General features: G+C 62.0%; 8 protein-coding genes. All 8 read left to right on the forward strand.

The features are described from left to right. The first annotated feature begins 195 nt into the window (after positions 1–195). The 8 genes from AAIH70_RS15320 to AAIH70_RS15355 are packed head-to-tail and all read left to right on the forward strand — an operon-like array spanning position 196 to position 19,912. Entirely contained in the window at positions 196–4,548 is a 4,353-nt protein-coding gene (locus tag AAIH70_RS15320; RefSeq protein WP_430034560.1) for a beta-ketoacyl synthase N-terminal-like domain-containing protein, read from the forward strand. A 12-nt stretch (positions 4,549–4,560) separates the two neighbouring features. Then, positions 4,561–8,601 carry a non-ribosomal peptide synthetase gene (locus AAIH70_RS15325; RefSeq protein WP_132274194.1) on the forward strand — a complete coding sequence of 1,347 codons (4,041 nt, stop codon included), beginning with the start codon at positions 4,561–4,563 and terminating at the stop codon, positions 8,599–8,601. Then, on the forward strand, positions 8,598–11,906 hold the full coding sequence (locus tag AAIH70_RS15330; RefSeq protein WP_132274197.1) for a non-ribosomal peptide synthetase: 3,309 nt from the start codon (positions 8,598–8,600) through the stop codon (positions 11,904–11,906). The genes AAIH70_RS15325 and AAIH70_RS15330 overlap by 4 nt, the downstream gene beginning before the upstream one ends. Beyond that, the gene (locus tag AAIH70_RS15335; protein WP_132274200.1) at positions 11,906–13,105 is read left to right on the forward strand and encodes an isochorismate synthase; all 1,200 of its coding nucleotides are present in this window, start codon (positions 11,906–11,908) and stop codon (positions 13,103–13,105) included. Before AAIH70_RS15330 ends, AAIH70_RS15335 begins: the two co-directional genes overlap by 1 nt. A 19-nt stretch (positions 13,106–13,124) precedes the next feature. After that, positions 13,125–14,783: a (2,3-dihydroxybenzoyl)adenylate synthase gene (locus AAIH70_RS15340; RefSeq protein WP_132274203.1), complete on the forward strand. Its 1,659-nt coding sequence runs from the start codon at positions 13,125–13,127 to the stop codon at positions 14,781–14,783. 3 nt (positions 14,784–14,786) lie between these two features. Continuing rightward, the gene (locus AAIH70_RS15345) at positions 14,787–15,134 is read left to right on the forward strand and encodes an isochorismate lyase (protein WP_132274206.1); all 348 of its coding nucleotides are present in this window, start codon (positions 14,787–14,789) and stop codon (positions 15,132–15,134) included. Positions 15,135–15,137: 3 nt separating this feature from the next. After that, on the forward strand, positions 15,138–18,695 hold the full coding sequence (locus tag AAIH70_RS15350) for a non-ribosomal peptide synthetase (RefSeq protein WP_132274209.1): 3,558 nt from the start codon (positions 15,138–15,140) through the stop codon (positions 18,693–18,695). Next, positions 18,692–19,912, forward strand: a complete 1,221-nt coding sequence (locus AAIH70_RS15355; RefSeq protein WP_132274211.1) for an efflux RND transporter periplasmic adaptor subunit — start codon at positions 18,692–18,694, stop codon at positions 19,910–19,912. The genes AAIH70_RS15350 and AAIH70_RS15355 overlap by 4 nt, the downstream gene beginning before the upstream one ends.

The raw sequence follows: 19,912 nt of genomic DNA on the forward strand, positions 1-19,912 counted from the left end.
GGCACTGAATGCTCCGCGTCTGGCCGGACAGGAACAATGCTCCCGCCTAGTATGTGACATGCGCAGAAACACACGTCCGCGGCCATTTTCGCGATGCGAACATTCAGTCACACGAGCGGGGCAAAGCATGCTTTCAATTTCCCAAACCGCCCTCTCGCCGCTTCCCGTCTCCCATAAATGGCAAGGTGCAGCCACGTGAGCGCTCAGTCTTTGGAGCAACCGAGCGAGCGCATCGCCATCATTGGCCTGGCCGGACGTTTTCCCGGCGCGCCGAGTGTCGCCTCCTTCTGGGCGATGCTGGAGGATGGATTGTCGGGACTGAGCAAGCCTGCGGAAGATCATCCCGGTGTCGTCGGCGCGCGTTTTGCACTCGCCGACAAGGAATGCTTTGACGCGGAATTTTTCGGCTTTGCACCGTCGGAAGCAGCCCTGATGGACCCGCAGCAGCGGGTGTTTCTGGAAACCGCCTGGCACGCCATGGAAGATGCCGGTTACGGGAATGGGGCCAACCAGGTAACCGGTGTGTTTGCCGCCTCCGGATTTGGCGATTACGTGCTCAAACATGTCGGCCTGCGCAGCTATGCCGACAGCGCCGCCGAGCATTTCGCGATGTTGATCGGCAATGACAAGGATTTTCTGGCCTCACGCGTCGCCCATCATCTCGACCTCAAGGGTCCGGCCGTGGTGGTGCAGAGCGCCTGCTCCAGCGGACTTCTGGCCGTGCATCAGGCCATCCAGTCGTTGCTGTCAGGTGAAATAGAGATGGCGCTGGCCGGCGCCGTGTCGATCTCGATGGATATCGAGGACGGTTATCACGCAGATCCCGGCGGTCCGATGTCGCCGACCGGCCGCATCGCGCCCTTCTCGGCCGGTTCCGATGGCATTGTCGGCGGAAACGGCGTGGCGGCATTGGTGCTGAAGCGGCTGGAAGACGCCATCCGTGACGGCGATGCCGTTCAGGCCATCATCGAAGGTTCCGCCGCCAACAATGATGGCGCGGAACGCGGCAATTTCACTCAGCCGAGTGTATCCGGGCAGAAGCGGGTTTTGCGCGAGGCGTTGGCGCTCAGCGGTCTCGATCCCGCCGAGATCGGCTATATCGAAGCCCATGGCACAGGCACGCCGATCGGGGATCCGATCGAGATGGAGGCGATCCGGGCCGTCTATGGCGCGGGCAACACGCCCTGCCTGATCGGTTCGGTCAAGGCCAATGTCGGCCACCTCAATGCGGCAGCCGGGCTGGCTGGACTGATCAAGGCCATCCGGGTGGTGCAGACCGGCCGAGTGCCGGCGACGCTGAATTTCGGTGCGGCCAATCCGCTTCTGGAACTTGACGGCAGCCGGTTTGCGATCTGCGACCGGCTGACGGACCTGCCGACCGCTGCCACATATACCGCTGCCGTCAGCTCCTTCGGTTTTGGCGGAACCAACGTGCATGTCGTTCTGTCGAGTCCCACACCGGAATCCGTTGCAGCCGCCAGTGATGCGCCCGTCCTGCTGGCATGGTCGGCCCGCAGCGACGCTGATCTGGCCGTCATGGAACAGGCCCTGGCCGGTTTCTGGAGCGAAGTCGCAGACCGATCGCTTCTGGATGATGCCGGCACGCTGCTGACCGGCCGCAAAACCTTCGCCCACAAACATGCGATGGTCGCTAGCAATCGCGGTGAAGCCGCGGCCAAGCTGGCTTGCGGTAATGTCATCCACTCAAACACGGGTGAACCTTCCGAGCTTGTCTTTGTGTTTCCCGGTCAGGGAACGCAGTTCGCCGGCATGGGCAAACCGTTCTACCAGACGCTTGCGGCCTTCCGCGAGGCAATCGATCGCTGTGCGACGATCGCAACGCCGCTGATCGGTGAGGATATTCGCCCGCTGATCTTCGGCAATGACAATACGGCGCTGAAGCCGACGCTTGTGACGCAATTTTCGCTGTTTGCCACGGAATATGCGCTGGCCCGCAGCCTGATATCGGCCGGACTGAAACCGGCGGCCCTGCTGGGCCACAGTATCGGCGAATATGTTGCAGCCTGCATCGCCGGGGTGTTTTCGCTGGAAGATGCGCTCAATCTCGTTTTTGCGCGGGCACAATTGATGTCGCGGCTGCCGGAGGCGGCGATGCTGGCCGTTCCGGGCAGCCCGCAGACCATCCGGCCCTATCTGCACGACGGCCTTTCACTGGCAGTGGTCAACCGCCCGGATCGATGCGTCATTTCGGGTTCAACAGGCGATATCGAAAAGCTGGCGGCAGACCTTGCCGGCAAAGGCATTTCAAGCCGTTTGCTGGATGTTTCGCATGGGTTCCATTCGCATCTGATGGATCCGGTTTTGAGCGAATTCGCCGAAGCCTGCGCCAAAATTCGTTTTTCCACGCCGAAAATTCCGGTGCTCAGCAATACCAGCGGCAGAATTGCCGATGCGGACGACATTGCCACACCGGATTACTGGGTCAGGCACCTGCGCCAGACCGTGATGTTTGCCGACAACATGGAAAATATCGCGAAGATCTGGCCGAACGCCACCTGCCTCGAACTCGGGCCCGGCACGAGCTGCACCGGTGCGGCCAAAGCCGCCGGTTTGCGATGCCTGCCGATGCTCGTCTCCGCGGACAGCCAGACGACCGATCTTCTGACGGCGCTTGCCGCGCTCTGGGTGGAAGGCCACCCGATCGACAATGATCTGCTGATGCTCGGGCGACCGTGGCGGCGCGCATCGCTGCCGGGATATCCTTTCCGCCGCATACCGCATCTCCTGCCGGCACTGGATCGCGCAACCGAACAGGTGCCACTTCAGCCAAAAGCGCTCTCGCTGGAAAAATGGTTCCACGCGCCGACATGGCATTCCCTGCCCATGTCAGGAAAATCGGGAATATCCGAACAGAAAACTCTTCTTCTATTCCTGCCCGAGAAGAACGAGGTTTCCGACGGTTTCGACGGCAGCATCCGCATTCTTCCCGGCAATGCCTATTCTCAGGAAGCCGATGGCAACTATCGACTGCGGCCCGGCAATGCCGGTGATTTTTCTCGTCTTGCCGAAAATCTGCGCATGCGTGGCATACAATCGGCAACCTGCGTTTTCGGCTGGCTGTTTGACGAAAATGCCGTTGCAACGAGCTATGGCGACGATAGCCTCGTGCGGTTGGCGCAGACCTTGGCACCCGCCGGCCTGATCGATCACGTCATTCTCGTCACACGAACACTGGCGCCGATCATTGGCACGGAACAGCCCGATGCGGAACAGGCGCTGGCGCTCGGCGTGCTGCGGGCGATACCGTTCGAACATGAGGCGGTGAAAGCCAGCTGGCTGGATGCCGACCGTCTGCCGAACCGCAACGAGACCGACCGGATCCACATGCTGCGCACCCAGCATGCCGGCAGACACGCGCTTTCGCTTGGCCTGCGCAATGGCCGTTTCTGGCAGCGCCATATCGAACCGGTCAGCGTCGAACCGACTATCGCCGGAGATGTTATCAAGGACGGTGGCGCATATCTGATTGCCGGCGGCAACGGCAATCTTGGCCGCCATCTGGTAACACAGCTGCGTCAAAAGAACTGCAATGTCATCACACTCGGACGGTCAGCATCGACGACCGATACCGTGACGGATGGCGAAGTGGGCGGCAGCCTGACCCACATCACCGGTTCCGCAGCCGACAGATCCATACTGGAAGACCTGTCGCGCAATCTGCGGGCACAAGGCAGAATGCTCAACGGCATTTTCAACCTTGCCGGCCGCTATGTCACGCAGACGCTGGCCGACCGCACACTGGCGGAAACGGACGGCAACCGCGCCGCCAAGGTGGATGCAACGACCGCTCTTGCCGATATCTTTGCATCGCACGAGCCGGATTTCCTCGTCGCCTTTTCATCCCTTGCCGGCGAGACATCCGGTTACGGCAATTCGGATTACATGTCCGCCAATCTCTATCTCGATTTTCTGGCCGAAGCGGGTGCGCGGCCCATGCCCGTCATCAGCATAGGCTGGGATAACTGGCAGGCCGAAGGCGCTTTCCATGGTGTGCAGCAGAATGGCAAAGCGCTGTTTACCGGTGAAGACTGGCAGGCGATCGACCCCGAGCGCGGGTTTTCCGCATTGTGGCGGATCATTGCCAGCGGTCTGCCGCATGTGATCGTCACGCCGCGCGCGCTCGACCATCGTCTGTGCGAGATCAGCGATGCTGCCAATGCCCGGTTTGCTCGTAAACCCGATGCAAAGAGCAGGGTGATTGCCGCCAATGACGGTTCGCCGCTGGAGCGTTTTTCCCGGCTGTTGTTTGCGCAGACACTGGGCATGCCCGAAATCACCGCAACGGACGATTTTCTTCAGCTCGGCGGCGATTCCATTCTGGCCGTCCGGCTGCTGTCGCGCCTGCGCCGCGTTTTCCAGATCGAATTCGGCCTGCCGGATTTCCTTGCCGCACGCACGCCGGAACAACTGGCCCGCCGCCTCGAAACCTTCGACGGCACAGAACAGACGGCACTCGCCTATCTGCACATCCATGCCCTTCCCGATACCGAGCGGCAGGCGCTTTTGCGCCGGTCGGCCAGCGCCTGAGGTGAACCGCCCATGTCGATCAACACCTCGCTCAACACCCTGCCCATCTTCGATCCGGAATTGCTGAGCCGGCTTACCGGACTTGATGACGACCCCGTTTTTATTGCCGCCGATACTGACCAGCGCCATCAACCGTTTCCGCTCACCGAAATCCAGCGGGGCTATCTCATCGGCCGCGATGCCAGCCTGCCGCTGGGTGGCGCCGCCTGCCAATTCTATTACGAACTCGATTGCGAGACGCTGGATATCGATTGTTACCGGGGCGCCTGGCGCAAGGTGATGCAGCGCCATGACATGCTGCGGGTGAAAATTCTCGACGCCAGCAGCCAGCAGGTGGAACGGGATATTCCCGAACCGGCAATAGTCATTCACGATCTCACCAGCGAAGCCGACCGGGAAGAGCGGCTGACCGAGATCCGCCGGCGGCTGGCGCGCGATCTGCCGGCTGCCGACAAATGGCCGATGATCGACATAGAACTCAGCCTGATGCCGAGCGGACGCGTATTCATCCATCTGCGCTTCGATCTTCTGGTCGCCGATCAGCAGAGCATTCTCATTCTGCTTGATGAGGTTGCACGGTTTTATCGCGATCCCGGACTTCATCTGAAAGAACCCGCCCTGACATTCCGTGATTGCGTGATGACGGAACGTTCGGAAGAGGATGCATACAAGGCACGAAGCTATTGGCGTGAACGTGCTCCCGACATGCCGGATGCACCGGTCCTGCCTCTGCTGGCACCCGTCGAGGAATGTGGCGTACCGGTCTATGATCGGTTGTCAAACACAATGGCCAAGCCACAGTGGAATGACCTTAAGACAACCGCGGCACGGCTTGGCGTAACCCCCTCGGCGGTTCTGCTGTCGCTGTTTGCCGAAGCGCTATCGGCCTGGGCGGCAAAGCCGCATTTCTGCCTGAACATGACGCTGTTCAACCGCCCGCCCATTCACCCCGATGTCGACCGTGTGATCGGCGATTTCACCACCAATCTCTTGTTCGAAACCGATCTGCGCACGACCGAAAGCCGGCGCGCGCGCATCGCACGGCTGCAGGCCGCTCTCTGGAGGGACATGGAACACAGCGCCGTCGGAGGCACGGAGGTGCAGCGGCTGATGGCGACGGCGCGTGGTCATCTCGACCGTCCGTTGATGCCTGTGGTCTTCACCAGCACGCTGACCCAGAACGACGCCAAGCTGTTTACCGATGCCGCCGCCCAACCCGGAAAACCGGTGCTCGCCCTGTCGCAGACACCGCAGGTCATTCTCGACAATCAGGTGATGGAATGGGAAGGTGCGCTGGCGATCAACTGGGATATCGCCGTCAACGCGCTCGATATCCGGATCGCCCGCTCGCTGTTCGATGATTTCGTTGCTCTGGTCGAGCGTTTTGCCAGCCGGCCGGACATGCTGGATGAAACGGTTTCGGCCGTTGCCGATCCGTCCGAAGCGATGATAGCCCCGGCGATTATCGAGCATGCCGCGCGACATGAGCGTCTGGCAGACCTCTGGCTGCGAAACCTGCCGGCAGTGCTGGAAAAGCCTTCTATCGGCACATCGGATCGCAGCCTCACCCACGCGGAACTTGCCCGTCAAGTGGCAGGATTGGTGGAGCGGCTTGCAGAAGACGATATCGGGCCGGGCGCAAAAGTCGCCATCCGGCTCGCCAAGTCACCGGAACAGATTGCCGCCTGCCTTGCTGTCTCGATTGCCGGAGCGGCCTATGTGCCCATCGATACGACGCAACCTCTTGCCCGGCAAGCGCGCATCCTCGCGGATCTCAAGCCGAACGCCATTATCGGCGACGGGCTGCTTCCGCTCGAACTCGCCGAAACACCGACCGCACATGTGATCGATATCGGCCGCGTGCCGCTCGGGTCGATCGACCGCTTGCATGAAGCACCTGGCGCAGCGCCGAATGATCTGGCCTATATCATCTATACGTCCGGTTCGACCGGCAATCCGAAGGGTGTGATGGTCAGCCATGCGGCGGCGGTCAACACGATTGCCGATGTCAGCGCCCGTTTCGGCATCGGCGCCGATGACTGTGTGCTTGGCCTGTCGCAACTGCATTTCGATCTTTCGGTCTATGATATTTTTGGCGTGCTCGGCGCCGGCGGTGCGATCGTGCTGCCGGATGTGGCGGAGCAGAACAACCCCGCCCATTGGCAGGCGCTGTGCCTCCAGCATGGCGTGACGCTGTGGAACACCGTGCCGGGCCTGTTTTCGCTCTTCGTCGATTACCACGAGATCGGCACTGGCCGTGCCATGCCGCCAATCGCCACGGTGATGATGAGCGGAGACTGGATCGGCCTCGATCTTCCCGGCAGGGCGAAAAAAGTCTGGCCGCAGGCAAGGCTGTTCAGCCTTGGTGGCGCCACCGAGGCGGCGATCTGGTCGATCTACCATCCGATCGAAACCGTCGATCCGGCCCGGACCAGCATTCCCTATGGAAAGGCGCTCGGCCGCCAGCAGATTTTTGTGCTGACCGAGGACATGCACATTGCCCGACGCGGCCATACCGGCGAACTTTATATCGCCGGCGATGGGCTGGCCTTCGGATATTTCGGCGATGCCGAAAAGACGAAAGCCCATTTCCTGAAACATCCCCGCAGCAGCGTGCCGCTTTACCGCACCGGCGATCTCGGCGCCTATGACGCCGATGGCACGATCATCTTCCAGGGTCGCACCGATGCGCAGCTGAAGATCAACGGTTATCGCGTCGAACCCGGCGAAATTGCCCGTGTGCTGCAAAACCATCCGGATATCGAGGAAGCACAGGTTCTGCCGGCAGGCGACAGGAAAAACCCGCGCCTTGCAGCCTTCATTCGCAGCAGCAGCGGCATCGACCACAAGGCCATCGCGACCCATCTGCGCGCCGAACTGCCCGCCTATATGGTGCCGGCACTTTTCCATACGGTCGAAACATGGCCCTTGACGGCAAATGGCAAGCTTGACCGCAAGGCTTTGCTGGCGTTGATCGATGAGGCCGGGCAGACCAGCGCTCCGGCAACCGGGGTGAAGACAGATCAGGCACTGCAACTTGCCGTTCTCGGCATGGTCGCCGAAATCCTCAGGCAACCGTCGGTGACGATTGACGACAATCTCGTCGCACTGGGTGCCTCTTCGCTGGAGCTGATCGCACTGGCTAGCCGCATCGAGGTGCTGAGCGGCAAACGACCGCCGCTGACCGAACTGGCGCGCGCCGTAAGAATGCCGGATCTGGTGGCGCTGGTCGGCGCTCTGATGCCGGAGACGTCGAAGACGGCATCAGGTCCCAGCCTCTGGCCCGGCGAAGATGTTTTGCGCGATTACCTAGCCCGCAATCCTGCCATCAGTGATCCGGTGGCGCGGCGGCTGTTCAAGACGCGGCCGCGTTCGCTTCAAAACGGTAATGCCATCGTGCTGGACGCTCAGCCGGGGATCGACCTGCCACCGCTGGCAGACCGTCGCAGCTGGCGGGATTTCTGCGATCGTCCGCTGTCGTCGGCTGAATTGTCAGAACTGCTCAGCCCGTTGCGCCGCCATTATGCCGATGGGCAGGCACGCCGCCTTTATGCCTCCGCCGGCGGACTTTATCCGGTTGACACCTATCTGATCCTGCAGCCGCAGGCTGTCGATGGCATGGGTGCCGGTGGCTATCGCTATAATGCGGATACCCATGCGCTGATCCCCTGCGCCTCGGGCGACACCATGGTCGATATCGCCACGCTCAGCTCCGGTAACCGCGATCTGCTGGCGGCCAGCAAGGTGCTCTTCTGCTTCGTGCTGTCGCTGGACGCCATCGCGCCGCTTTATGACACGGCCAGCCTGCCCTTCGGCATGATCGAATGCGGCGCGATCTGCCAGCTGCTGGAACAGGCCTCCGCACAATTGCCGGTCGGCCTTTGCCAGATCGGCGACATGCCGCTTGCCGAACTGGGTCGCCGCCTCGGTCTGGCATCCCACCGCATATGCCTGCACACACTGGCAGCCGGCGCTTTGCATCCCACCCCGCACGCGACATGGCTTGCCACCCCAAAAACCTATGAACAGGACATGATGGAGGGCGAACTGTGAGCCTTTCCGCCCTTCTCGACGAACTCGAACAGACCGGCATCCAGCTATGGCTGGAAAACGGCCAGCTGCGTTTCCGGGCCCCGGCCGGCGCCATGACGGCACCGCTCAAGGCAAAACTGACGCAGCAGAAACAGGCCTTGCTGGATCGTCTGTCCGGCTCATCCGGCCAGCCCGCGGCAGAGGCCTCGCGTTTCGAACCTTTCCCGCAGACGCCGATCCAGCAGGCCTATCTGGTCGGGCGCACCGGCGCGCTCGATCTCGGCGGCGTTTCCGCCAACAGTTATCTCGAATTCGAATGCCCGGATCTGGATATCACCTGCGCCGATGCCTGCCTTGCCGAGGTGATTGCCCGGCACGACATGTTGCGTACCGTACTTCTGCCCGATGGCATGCAGGTGGCGATGGAAAGCGTACCGGACTATCCCGTTCCGCTCAGCGATCTGCGCGGTCTCGATGCAGCAGACCAGCAGAAACGCCTTGCCGAACTGCGCAAGGATATCAGCGAGCGGGTCCGCGACCCGTTTACATGGCCGCTATTCGAGCTGCATTGGGTGCGCACCGGCGAAAAGCTTCTGCTGCTCTCCTGCGTGGACCTGATCGCGCTCGATGCCTGGAGCAGCCAGCTGTTTCACCGTGAATGGTTTGCGCTGATCGATGGCCGGCAACTGCCGCCACCACCCGGCATCCGTTTCCGTGATTGCGTGGTCAACGAGACCAGCGAGCAGCGCAAGCAGGAGGCGTGGCAATACTGGCATCGCGAACTGCCGCTTCTGCCGCCTGCGCCCCATCTGCCAGCGTGCCGCGTGTCGGGCCAACCGGGCCGTTTCCACCGCCTTTCCGGTCATGTCGACCAAGCTCGCTGGCAGGCCCTCAAGGCCGCGTGCAAAGACCGTGGCGTAACGCCCACCAGTCTTGTCGCCGCCGTTTTTGCCAATGCGCTTTCCATCTGGAGCCGCAATGAAGACGTGACGTTGAACATGACGCTGTTCAACCGCCCTCAGCAACATGCGGACATGCGCCGGGTTCTGGGTGAATTCACCAATACGACGCTTGTCGGCTTTGCCGGCATGCAACGCCCGCTGCTGGAGCAGGTTCGGGAAACCCAGTCAGGCCTGCTGGAGCGGTTGGAAAACAGTGTCGTTTCCGGCGTCGATCTGCTGCGCGAACTGGCGCGGCTGCGCAAGGATTATTCCGGCTCGCTGATGCCGGTCGTCTTCACCAGCCTGTTGATCGGTGAGGAAGCGGAGAGCGGCGATGACCGCCGCTGGAAACAGATCGCCGGCATCAGCCAGACGCCGCAAGTAGCGCTCGATCATCAACTGTTCGAGGAAAACGGCGGTCTGTCCTTCAACTGGGATGCCGCCGAAGCCGCGCTCGATCTCGATGCCGTGAAGGCAGCGTTCGAGCGCTATGTCGAGATACTGACGGCGCTTTGCGACGATACCGGCAATTGGGACCGGCCGATCGCACGGCTTTTGCCGGAGAGCCAGCAAACCATCCGCCACGCCATCCACGCTCCACCGACCATCACCCTTGATGACAATCTCGATATTACGGCCGGTTTCTGGAACGGCCTGGGCGAGAATGCCGGGCGCGATGCGCTGCTCTGGAGCGGCGGGAGCATGTCCCATGGCGAACTCGCGGCACGCGCCACGACCCTTGCCGGGCGCCTGCGCGATACGGGTGTTCACAAGGGCGACCGCGTGTTCGTGCGGCTGCCGAAGGGACCGCTTCAGATCGTCGCCGTTCTGGCCGTTCTGCATGTGGGTGCAGTCTACGTGCCGGTGGCGCCGGACCTGCCGAACGCCCGCATGGAGGCAATGCGTGCGCAGGTGACACCCGTTGCCGAAATCGTCGAAGCCGGTCAGGTCGGCGAGGATGACCACCGCCAGATTGCCGTATCGCTGACGGATGCCATTTCGGACGTGGCTGCAACCGACAGAGTGCCGGCAAAAAGCAGCGACACCGCCTATATCATCTTCACCTCCGGTTCGACCGGCGTGCCGAAAGGCGTGGCGATGTCGCATGGCGCGGTTGCCAACACGCTGGATGACATGGCCACCCGTTTCGGCATGACAGCCGATGATCGTGTCTTTGCGCTGTCTTCGCTGAGTTTCGACCTCTCCGTCTACGACATCTTTGCACCGCTGGCGCATGGCGCCGCCGTGGTGTTTCCCGATCCGGGCCAGGAGCGCAATCCTGCTCATTGGCACGCCATGCTTGAAGCGCATCGGGTTACGATCTGGAACTCCGTGCCGATGCTGCTCGACATGGCGCTGGTCTGGTGCGCCAGCATGACGCTTGCGTTGCCCGCTTCCCTGCGGCTGTCACTGGTGAGCGGTGACTGGGTGCCGCTCGATATGCCTGCCCGCCTCACAACGTCTGCCCCTCAGACGCGTCTTGTCGCACTCGGCGGCGCGACAGAAGCGGCGATCTGGTCGAACTGGCAGGAGGCGAACAGGATCGCCCCTCATTGGAAATCGGTGCCTTACGGCAAGCCGCTGACCAACCAGTATTTTCGCGTGCTCGACCGTTATGGTTCGGACCGACCCGATCGGGTTGCCGGCCAGTTGCATATTGGTGGCCATGGACTGGCCGATGGCTACTGGGGCGATGCGGAAAGAACCTCCTCGGCCTTTATCACCATCAAGGAGAGTGGCGAACGGCTTTATCGCACCGGTGATCTCGGTTGCTTCTGGGAAGACGGCACACTCGAATTTCTCGGTCGCGATGATGGTCAGGTGAAGGTCGGCGGGCATCGTATCGAGCTTGGCGATATAACCCATGCTCTGGAAAGCCATGCCGACGTCGCCCGCGCCGTGGCGATCACGCAGGAAACGAGCGGCGGCCGCCAGATCGTCGCCCATGTCGCGACCGCCGGAAACACATCGCCGAGCGAAGAAATGTTACGCCAGCATTGCCGCTTCCTGCTGCCGGCCTACATGGTGCCGACCCGTATCGGCATTCATGCTGCCTTACCGCTCTCGGCCAATGGCAAGATCGATACCAAGGCGCTGCCGGCAATCACCGAACGCCTGTCGGTTACCACGTCACTGCGTTCCAGCCGCGTCCGCAGCGTGTTCGAGCGCATCCTCGGTCGCCGGGGCCTGCCCGCCGATATCAATTTCTTCGAACTTGGCGCCACATCGATCCGCCTCGTGGAGGCACATGCGGCGCTGCGCAACGAACTCGGCATCGATCTGCAGGTCACCGATCTTTTCATGCACACGACGATCGCCACGCTGGAGGCTCATGTCGCCAGCCTGCAAGCCGCTGACACAACCGCTTCCGGGAAGGTTCACTGATGCAGCACGCTCCCGCCAAAACAATGGTCGCAGAGACCGCGCCGACCTTCCTATCGCAGGCGGATCTTCTTGACCGCGCCCTGTTCGTATCCCCGAAGACCCGCATGCTTGCCAGCGGCATGGCGGCTTGCTGTGACCCCGCCGACGGTGACCTGCGCGCCAGCATGGATCGGTTGTTCGCGATGGCCCGAGCCGGCGGTCACCCGCCGGTCATCATAGGCGCCATTCCCTTCGACACAAATGCCGCCCCTTCGCTTTATGTGCCCAGACAGATCGAGGAGCCGTCGCTTGCCGACTGGCAGGCTTTTGGTTTTTCGCCCTCCCGTTACGCCGCACCCAAGATCACGGACATGCGGCAGACACCGTCTCCGACGGATTATCGTCGCGCCGTGGCGGAAGGCGTGCAGCGCATTGCCCGCTCGCCTCTCGAAAAGCTGGTTCTGGCCCGTCGCCTCGAAATCGAGCTCGATAACCAACCGGATGTCATCAGCCTGCTGGCGACGCTGATGAAACGGCACAGGGCGAGTTTCGTCTATTCCATCCCGCTGACAGCCGATGGAGACCGGGAAGCCGGCCTTCTGGTCGGCGCCAGCCCGGAACTTCTGGTATCGAAGCGCGGCAACCGGGTGTTCGCCAATCCGCTGGCCGGCACCATCGCCGCCGATCCCGATCCGAAGCGCAATGCCCGCAACATTGCCGACCTCATGGCATCACCCAAGGACCGGCACGAGCATGCCTTTACCAGCCGCGCCGTCGGCGAGGCACTGCGGCCTTTCTGCAGATCGATCAACGTCCCGCACGAGCCGAGCGTGCTTGCCGCAGGGCCGGTCAATCATCTGTCGACCGTTATCGAAGGCGAACTGTCCTCGACCGATACCGGCATTCTCGACCTCATGCTGGCGCTGCATCCGACACCGGCGGTTGGCGGCGTGCCGCGCGCCGAAGCTTTGGCGGCGATTGCCGATATCGAACATTTCGACCGTGGTCTTTATGCCGGCATGGTCGGCTGGTGCGATGAAAACGGCGATGGCGAATGGGCGGTGACGCTGCGCTGCGCCGAGATCCGCAACCGCAACATCCGCCTGATGGCCGGTGCCGGCATTGTCGCCGGATCCGACCCGGATGCCGAATTCCGGGAAACAGAAAACAAGTTCAAGACCATGCTTCAGGCACTCGGCCTCGATGCGAAGGCAATCTGACAGATAAGAGGAGCCGATCATGCAGCACACAAGGGCGGGCGACGACGCAGCCGACATGCCGACATGGCCGCAGGAATTTCGCGAGCGCTATATCGGCGAAGGCTTATGGCGCGACGAAACATTTGCCGGCACAATCGATCGGCTTGCCGCAGGCTATGGAAACAGGATCGCGCTGATCGACGGCGACCGCCGGCTGACCTATGCCGAACTGCAACAGCGCGTGCATGCGCTGGCCGCAGGTCTTTCCGAACGCGGTCTGGTGCGGGGCGACAAGGCCGTTGTGCAGATGCCGAACAGCATCGCCTTCGTCGAGATCACCTTTGCTCTGATGCGGCTGGGCGTCGTGCCGGTTCTGGCACTGCCGGCTCACCGCCATCTCGAAATCGGTCGTTTTCTCGAATTCGTCGAGGCACGCGCCTTCTTCATCGCCGACCGGGCGGGCGGCTTCGACTACCGGGGCCTTGCCCGCGATCTCAGGCCCGGCCTGCCGGCGCTCGAACATGTCGTCGTCGATGGCGAGGCAGAAGAATTTCTCGACCTCTCATCGTTATACAAACATGGCGGCACGGTCCCTGACGCGCCCTCACCGGATGATGTGGCCGTTTTCCAGATTTCCGGTGGCACGACGGGCGTTCCAAAGCTCATCCCGCGCCGCCATAACGAATATCTCTACAATATCCGCACGGCAGCCGAGGTCAGCGGCATGGATGGTGACACCGTCTATCTCTGCGCGCTTCCCGTCGCGCACAATTTTCCGCTGGCCTGCCCCGGCATTATCGGCACATTCATGCAGGGTGGAACGGTGGTGATGGCCCCGGATCCGGGTGCCGACACCGCCTTTGCGCTGATGGATGCCCACAAGGTGACCATTGCCGCGGTGGTGCCGCCACTTGCGCTTTTATGGATGGAAGAGGCCGAAAAGCGCAACCACCGGCCGGAAAGCCTGCAGGTGCTGCAGGTGGGGGGCGCCAAGATGAGTGCCGAACCGGCGCGACATGTCGGACCGAAACTCGGCTGTACGCTGCAGCAGGTTTTTGGCATGGCCGAAGGGCTGATCTGCTTTACCCGGCTCGATGACCCGCAAGAGGTTATCGTCAACACGCAAGGGCGACCGATGTCACCGGGCGACGAAATCCGTGTCGTCGATGCCGATGGCAATGACGTCCCAGTCGGAGAGACCGGCGAGCTTCTGACGCGAGGCCCCTACACGATCCGTGGCTACTACCGCGTGCCCGAGCATAATGCCCGCGCCTTCACGCCGGACGGTTTTTACCGGACGGGGGACATCGTGCGGCTTGCCTTTGGCGGCAATATCGTCGTGTCCGGACGCGACAAGGACCAGATCAATCGCGGCGGCGAAAAGATATCGCCGGAAGAGGTGGAAAACCTGCTCCTCGCCCACGACGATATCCATGATGTCGCGGTCGTCGGGTTACCGGATGCCATGCTCGGCGAACGCATATGCGCTTTCGCGATCAGCAGGAGCGGCCAGACGAAGGCCCTTGCCCTGACCCGACACCTGCGCAGTCGCGGCCTCGCTTCCTTCAAGATGCCGGACGATTTCGTTTTTGTCGCAAATTTCCCCGAAACCGGCATCGGCAAGATCAGCAAGAAGGAACTGCGCGAAAAACTGAAGCAACTCCATCTCGACCAGATCTCCATCAGCAAGGCCGGATAGATCATGCCCACGCCCAAGGAACTCGGAATAAAGGCACTGACGCCGGCGGATTGCCAGGATCTCGGCGATATCAGGCAGGCGATCGACACGCTCGACCATGCGGTGGTGGAAATGCTCGGCCTGCGGCTCGGCTATGTGCTCGAGGCTTCACGTTTCAAACCGGATGCCGCCGCCATTCCCGCGCCCGAACGTGTTGCCGCCATGTTGCCGGAACGGCGGCGCTGGGCCGAGGAAAACGGCCTCAACCCGGATTTCGTGGTGCCGCTGTTTGCCCAGATCATCCAGTGGTTCATCCAGCAGCAGGTGGCGTTCTGGCAGGAGCGACACGAAACAAACAGGTCGGTGGAATAGGATATGGCGGAACTTGCGCGAGCCGGACACGACCTCAGTGAGACCTACAACGCCGCGAGAGCGCGTGTCCACGCGATGGTGGCTGCAGAAATCGGCGCCGAGCCGGAAGAATTCGGTCCCGACGAAAACCTGATCGAACTGGGGCTGGCCTCGATCGCACTCATGCGCCTGCAGGCGGCCTTCGCCGCCGCTGATGCGACGATACCCTTGAGTACACTGATCTCCGAGCCGACCGTCGATGCCTGGACGGCGCTCGTCATGGAAAATCGGTTGGACGGCAGGGCCGATATCGGCTCGGCTACCGCAAAACCCGAAGCGGAAGAAGCAGCCTTTCCGCTGACGGACATCCAGCGTGCCTACTGGCTAGGCCGGGAGAACCACTTTGAACTCGGTGGCACCGCTGCCCACGGTTACATCGAAGCACGCTGCGATGATCTCGATATCGATCTGCTTGAAGACGCGCTGAATGCGACGATTGCCGCACATCCGATGCTGCGGGCGGTGATCAGCGCGGATGGCATGCAACGCGTGCTCGACGACGTGCCGCGTTTTCGGATCGACCGTACCGATCTGACCACCCATGCCGATACCGGGCGGGAGAAAGGCCTGCAGGCCATTCGCGATGTCATGGAACAGCAGGTGCTGCCGGCCGATTGCTGGCCGCTTTACCGCGTCCATGCTGCCCAAGTTTCCGAGCGCTCCCATATCCTGCATCTGAGCTTCGACATCCTTGTCTTCGATCTCAAATCACTGGAGATCTGGCTGGGCGAATGGTGGACCCGTTACAGCGATCCCGATGCCGTCATCTCCGCTCCGGTTGCCCGGTTCCGCGATCATGTCGCGGCGCTGGAGGCACGCGCACATTCTCAGGCAACGCAAGAGGCACGGCGTTACTGGCGCAAACGTGCCGCCTTGATGCCGCTTGGTCCCGCGCTGCCACTCGCCCGACCACTGGAAGCGCTCACCCCGCCGCGTTTTGCCCGGTTGCAGACCATTCTCGATCGTGATGACTGGCAAAGACTGCAGGACGCGATCCGCCAGCGCGGCCTGACGGCATCGGCCGTATTGCTGGCCGCTTACGCACGTATCCTTTCTTCGTGGAGCGACAGCAGCCGGTTCTCCCTGACGACCACCCTGTTCAACCGTCCGATGACCGGCCCGGACAGCGGCAACGTGATCGGCGACTTTACCTCGCTGACACTGGTCGAGACCGACAGCGGATCGGCGCCTGCATTTCTCGCGTTTGCGCAGCAGGTGCAGACGCAATTATGGCACGATCTCGACCACAGCGCTGTGAGCGGCGTCGAGGTTCTCGGCATGGTCGCCGGTGTTCACGGCCTGCATAACCGGGCGATCATGCCGTATGTCTTTACCAGCGCGCTCGGCACCGGCCGCAGTTATCTCGACGCCTTTTCGGGGTTCGGCGAGATCACCCGCGCTGCCGTGCAGACCCCGCAGACCCTGCTCGATCATCAGACGCTGGATCACGACGGCCGGCTGGTGCTGAACTGGGATCATGTGGAAGCGGCATACCCACCGGGCCTGATCACCGACATTGCCGACCTGCATCTGCAATTGCTGCGCACACTTGCCCGTGACGAACCTGCCTGGGATGCGCCTGACGTCACGGCATTGCCCGCCGCGCAAGCCAGCCGACATGCGGCCGTCAATGATACGGCATGGCAGGCACCGACAACCGCCGTGGCTTTGCATGAACCTTTCCAAAAGCAGGCACGGCAACGTCCCGACGCTATTGCCGTCATCGCCGATGGCCAAAGCTGGACCTATGCCGATATCGACTGCGCCAGCATGCGTCTTGCCCACCGGATCGCCGCCCGGCAGGAGAACCATGGTCTGCCGGTGAGCATACTCCTGCCCAAGGGCTGGCAGCAGATCGTGGCCGTGCTCGGCATTCTCAAGGCGGGCATGGCCTATCTCCCCATTGATCCGGCCTTGCCGACGGCGCGCATCGGGACGCTGCTGGAGGAAAGTGGCAGCAATCTCGTACTGGCTCTGCCCGACAGCGAGATCGAAAAAGTTTCCGGGCGTCAGGTCCTGCATATCGGTCGCGACCTCTTTGAACCCATGATGGAAGCGGAAGAACTGGCGCCGCTGCGGCAAGCCTGTGCCGATGATCTCGCCTATATCATCTTCACCTCCGGCTCGACCGGCAAACCCAAAGGCGTTGCAGTCCGGCATGGCGCGGCACTGAATACGGTTCTCGATATCAATGCGCGTTTTGGCGTCGGCCCTGCCGATCGATGCCTCATGGTCTCGTCTCTGAGTTTCGATCTTTCCGTCTACGACATTTTTGGCCTGCTGGCGGCAGGCGGAACGGTGGTGATACCGCCGCCTGCGGTGGCACCGGATCCGGACAACTGGCTGGACCTGATCGAAGAGCACGACATCACGCTGTGGAACAGCGCACCGGCGCTGATGCAGCTGTTCCATGACCGTCTGTCTGACCGCGAACAGCTGACCGCACTCTCGCGCCTGCGGCTGGTGATGCTGAGCGGCGACTGGTTGCCGCTGCCATTGTGCCGCTCCCTGATCGCGCTCGACAATGGACCAAAACTGGTGTCACTCGGCGGCGCCACCGAGGCGGCGATCTGGTCGATCGCTCACGAGGTCGATGCGGTCTCGCCCGCCTGGACAAGCATTCCCTATGGCCGACCGCTCGCCAACCAGACCATTCATGTTCTGGATGAAAATTTTGCCCCGCGCCCCGACCATGCCATCGGCGAAATCTTCATTGGCGGTGCTGGCCTCGCTGACGGGTATTGGCGCGACCCGCAAAAGACGGCGGAGCGTTTTGTCACGCATCCCACCAGCGGTGAACGGCTTTATCGCACCGGCGATTTCGGGCGCTGGCACCCCGATGGTTTTGTCGAGTTTCTCGGCCGCCGCGATGGTCAGGTCAAGGTCAACGGCCTGCGTGTCGAACTGGGCGAGATCGAGACGGCGATCGCAAACGATCCGTCCATTCGACAGGTCAGCGTCGTGGCCGCCGGCACGGCCGGCAAGGGAAACCGGCTCGTCGCCTTCCTGACGCTCGATGAACAGGGTGCCTATGACGAAGCCGTGCTGCGCCGATATCTCGACGACAGGCTGCCGGCCGCGATGATCCCCGCCACGTTCGTTATCCTCGACCATTTGCCGCTTTCCATCAACGGCAAGGTCGACCGCAAGGCTCTGGAAAAACAGGCACAGGAACTGGCCGAGCCGGCGCAGAGCAAACCGACATTGCCTGCGTCGCAACTTGAAAACCGCATCCGCGACATTTGGCAGAACCTGTTGGAACATCCGGTGGAATCCACCGCCACGAGCTTTTTCCAGGCGGGCGGCAATTCGCTGCTGGCAACCCGGCTGGCGGGAAGGCTGTCGCAGGCTTTCGAAAAACCGATCTCGGTGATCCGCGTGTTCGAACATCCCACCATTGCCGGACAGGCCGCTTTTCTTGCCGCGGATGGCGAACAGGAACCGGCGGTCGCAGAGCCGACACCAACACGCATTCGTCGTTTCCGCGACCGTCCGCGTGCATATGAAGGAGACAGACGATGAGCCATCCCGGCGGTTTCATCCATACCGCAAGCCTCGCCGTTGTCATGGCCGTCACCGGCATGGGCACTTTGGCCATGGCACAGGAGCAGCCAGCCGTCGTCGCGTCAAAACTGCCGGCGATCGTCGTCACCGACGTGATCGAGCGTGCCCTCACCGATCGCGTTCTGGCCAGCGGCACGATCCGCCCTGTGGACGAGGTTCTGGTTCAGCCACTCGTCGATGGCCTGCCGATCAAGGTTATCCATGCCGATATCGGCGACCGCATCACGGCCGGGACCATACTGGCGACGCTCGATGGCGATGCGCTGGTTTTGCAGCAAAGCCAGTATCAGGCCAACAAGGCCAAGGCCGAGGCGGCTCTTGCGCAGGCGCGGGCGCAGGTTGTGGAGGCGCAGGCAAGCTACGACGACACCATTCGCCAGCGCGACCGTACCAAAAGACTTGGTCAAAGCGGCACAAGCTCGGTTTCGCAGATGGAACAGGCGACAGCACAGGCCGACGTTGCCGACGCCAAGCTGAAGGCGGCCGCACAGGCCGTTATCGTCGCCGAGGCGGAAATCAGGGTTGTCGATGCCCAGCTTGCAGATATCGAGCTGAAACTTGGTCGCACGGACGTGCGCTCGCCGGTGTCCGGTATCATATCGATAAGGAACGCAAAGGTCGGCGCGATCGCCGCCGGCAGTGGCGATCCGCTGTTCAACATCATCCGCAACGGCGCCATCGAACTGGTCGCAGATCTGCCGGAAGCCGACATCGGCAAGATCAGGCGTGATCAGAAAGCCACGATCCGCGTGGCCGGCAACCGCACCGGCATAGACGGCGTCGTGCGCCTCGTCTCGCCGACGGTCGATGCCTCGACCCGTCTCGGCGCCGTCCATATCGTCGTCGATGCAATAAGCGCCGCCCGATCCGGCATGTTCGCCAGCGCCGAAATCATCGTTTCGCAGGCCAATGTTCTGGCATTGCCGCAATCGGCCGTCACCACAGGCCGAGACGGCCCGACCGTCCGCAAGATTGCTCAGACGAATGGAGACAATGTCGTCCGGCAGGTCTCCGTCGCAATCGGCGTTCAGGATTCCGGTTTTGTCGAGATCGTCAGCGGGCTTGTCAAAGGCGAAAGCGTCGTGGCCAAGGCCGGCGCCTTCGTGCGCGATGGTGATCATATTGCGCCCGTAAACGCGCCGGATCACACGCAATCGGCGCAGCCTACGAACTGA

This window comes from Neorhizobium sp. BT27B (assembly GCF_050455485.1).
Taxonomy (GTDB): domain Bacteria; phylum Pseudomonadota; class Alphaproteobacteria; order Rhizobiales; family Rhizobiaceae; genus Neorhizobium.

Coding starts and splice junctions, on each gene's coding strand:
- AAIH70_RS15325 (WP_132274194.1), top strand. CDS start 4,561: ATGTCGATCAACACCTCGCTCAACACCCTGCCCATCTTCGATCCGGAA.
- AAIH70_RS15335 (WP_132274200.1), top strand. CDS start 11,906: ATGCAGCACGCTCCCGCCAAAACAATGGTCGCAGAGACCGCGCCGACC.
- AAIH70_RS15340 (WP_132274203.1), top strand. CDS start 13,125: ATGCAGCACACAAGGGCGGGCGACGACGCAGCCGACATGCCGACATGG.
- AAIH70_RS15345 (WP_132274206.1), top strand. CDS start 14,787: ATGCCCACGCCCAAGGAACTCGGAATAAAGGCACTGACGCCGGCGGAT.
- AAIH70_RS15350 (WP_132274209.1), top strand. CDS start 15,138: ATGGCGGAACTTGCGCGAGCCGGACACGACCTCAGTGAGACCTACAAC.
- AAIH70_RS15355 (WP_132274211.1), top strand. CDS start 18,692: ATGAGCCATCCCGGCGGTTTCATCCATACCGCAAGCCTCGCCGTTGTC.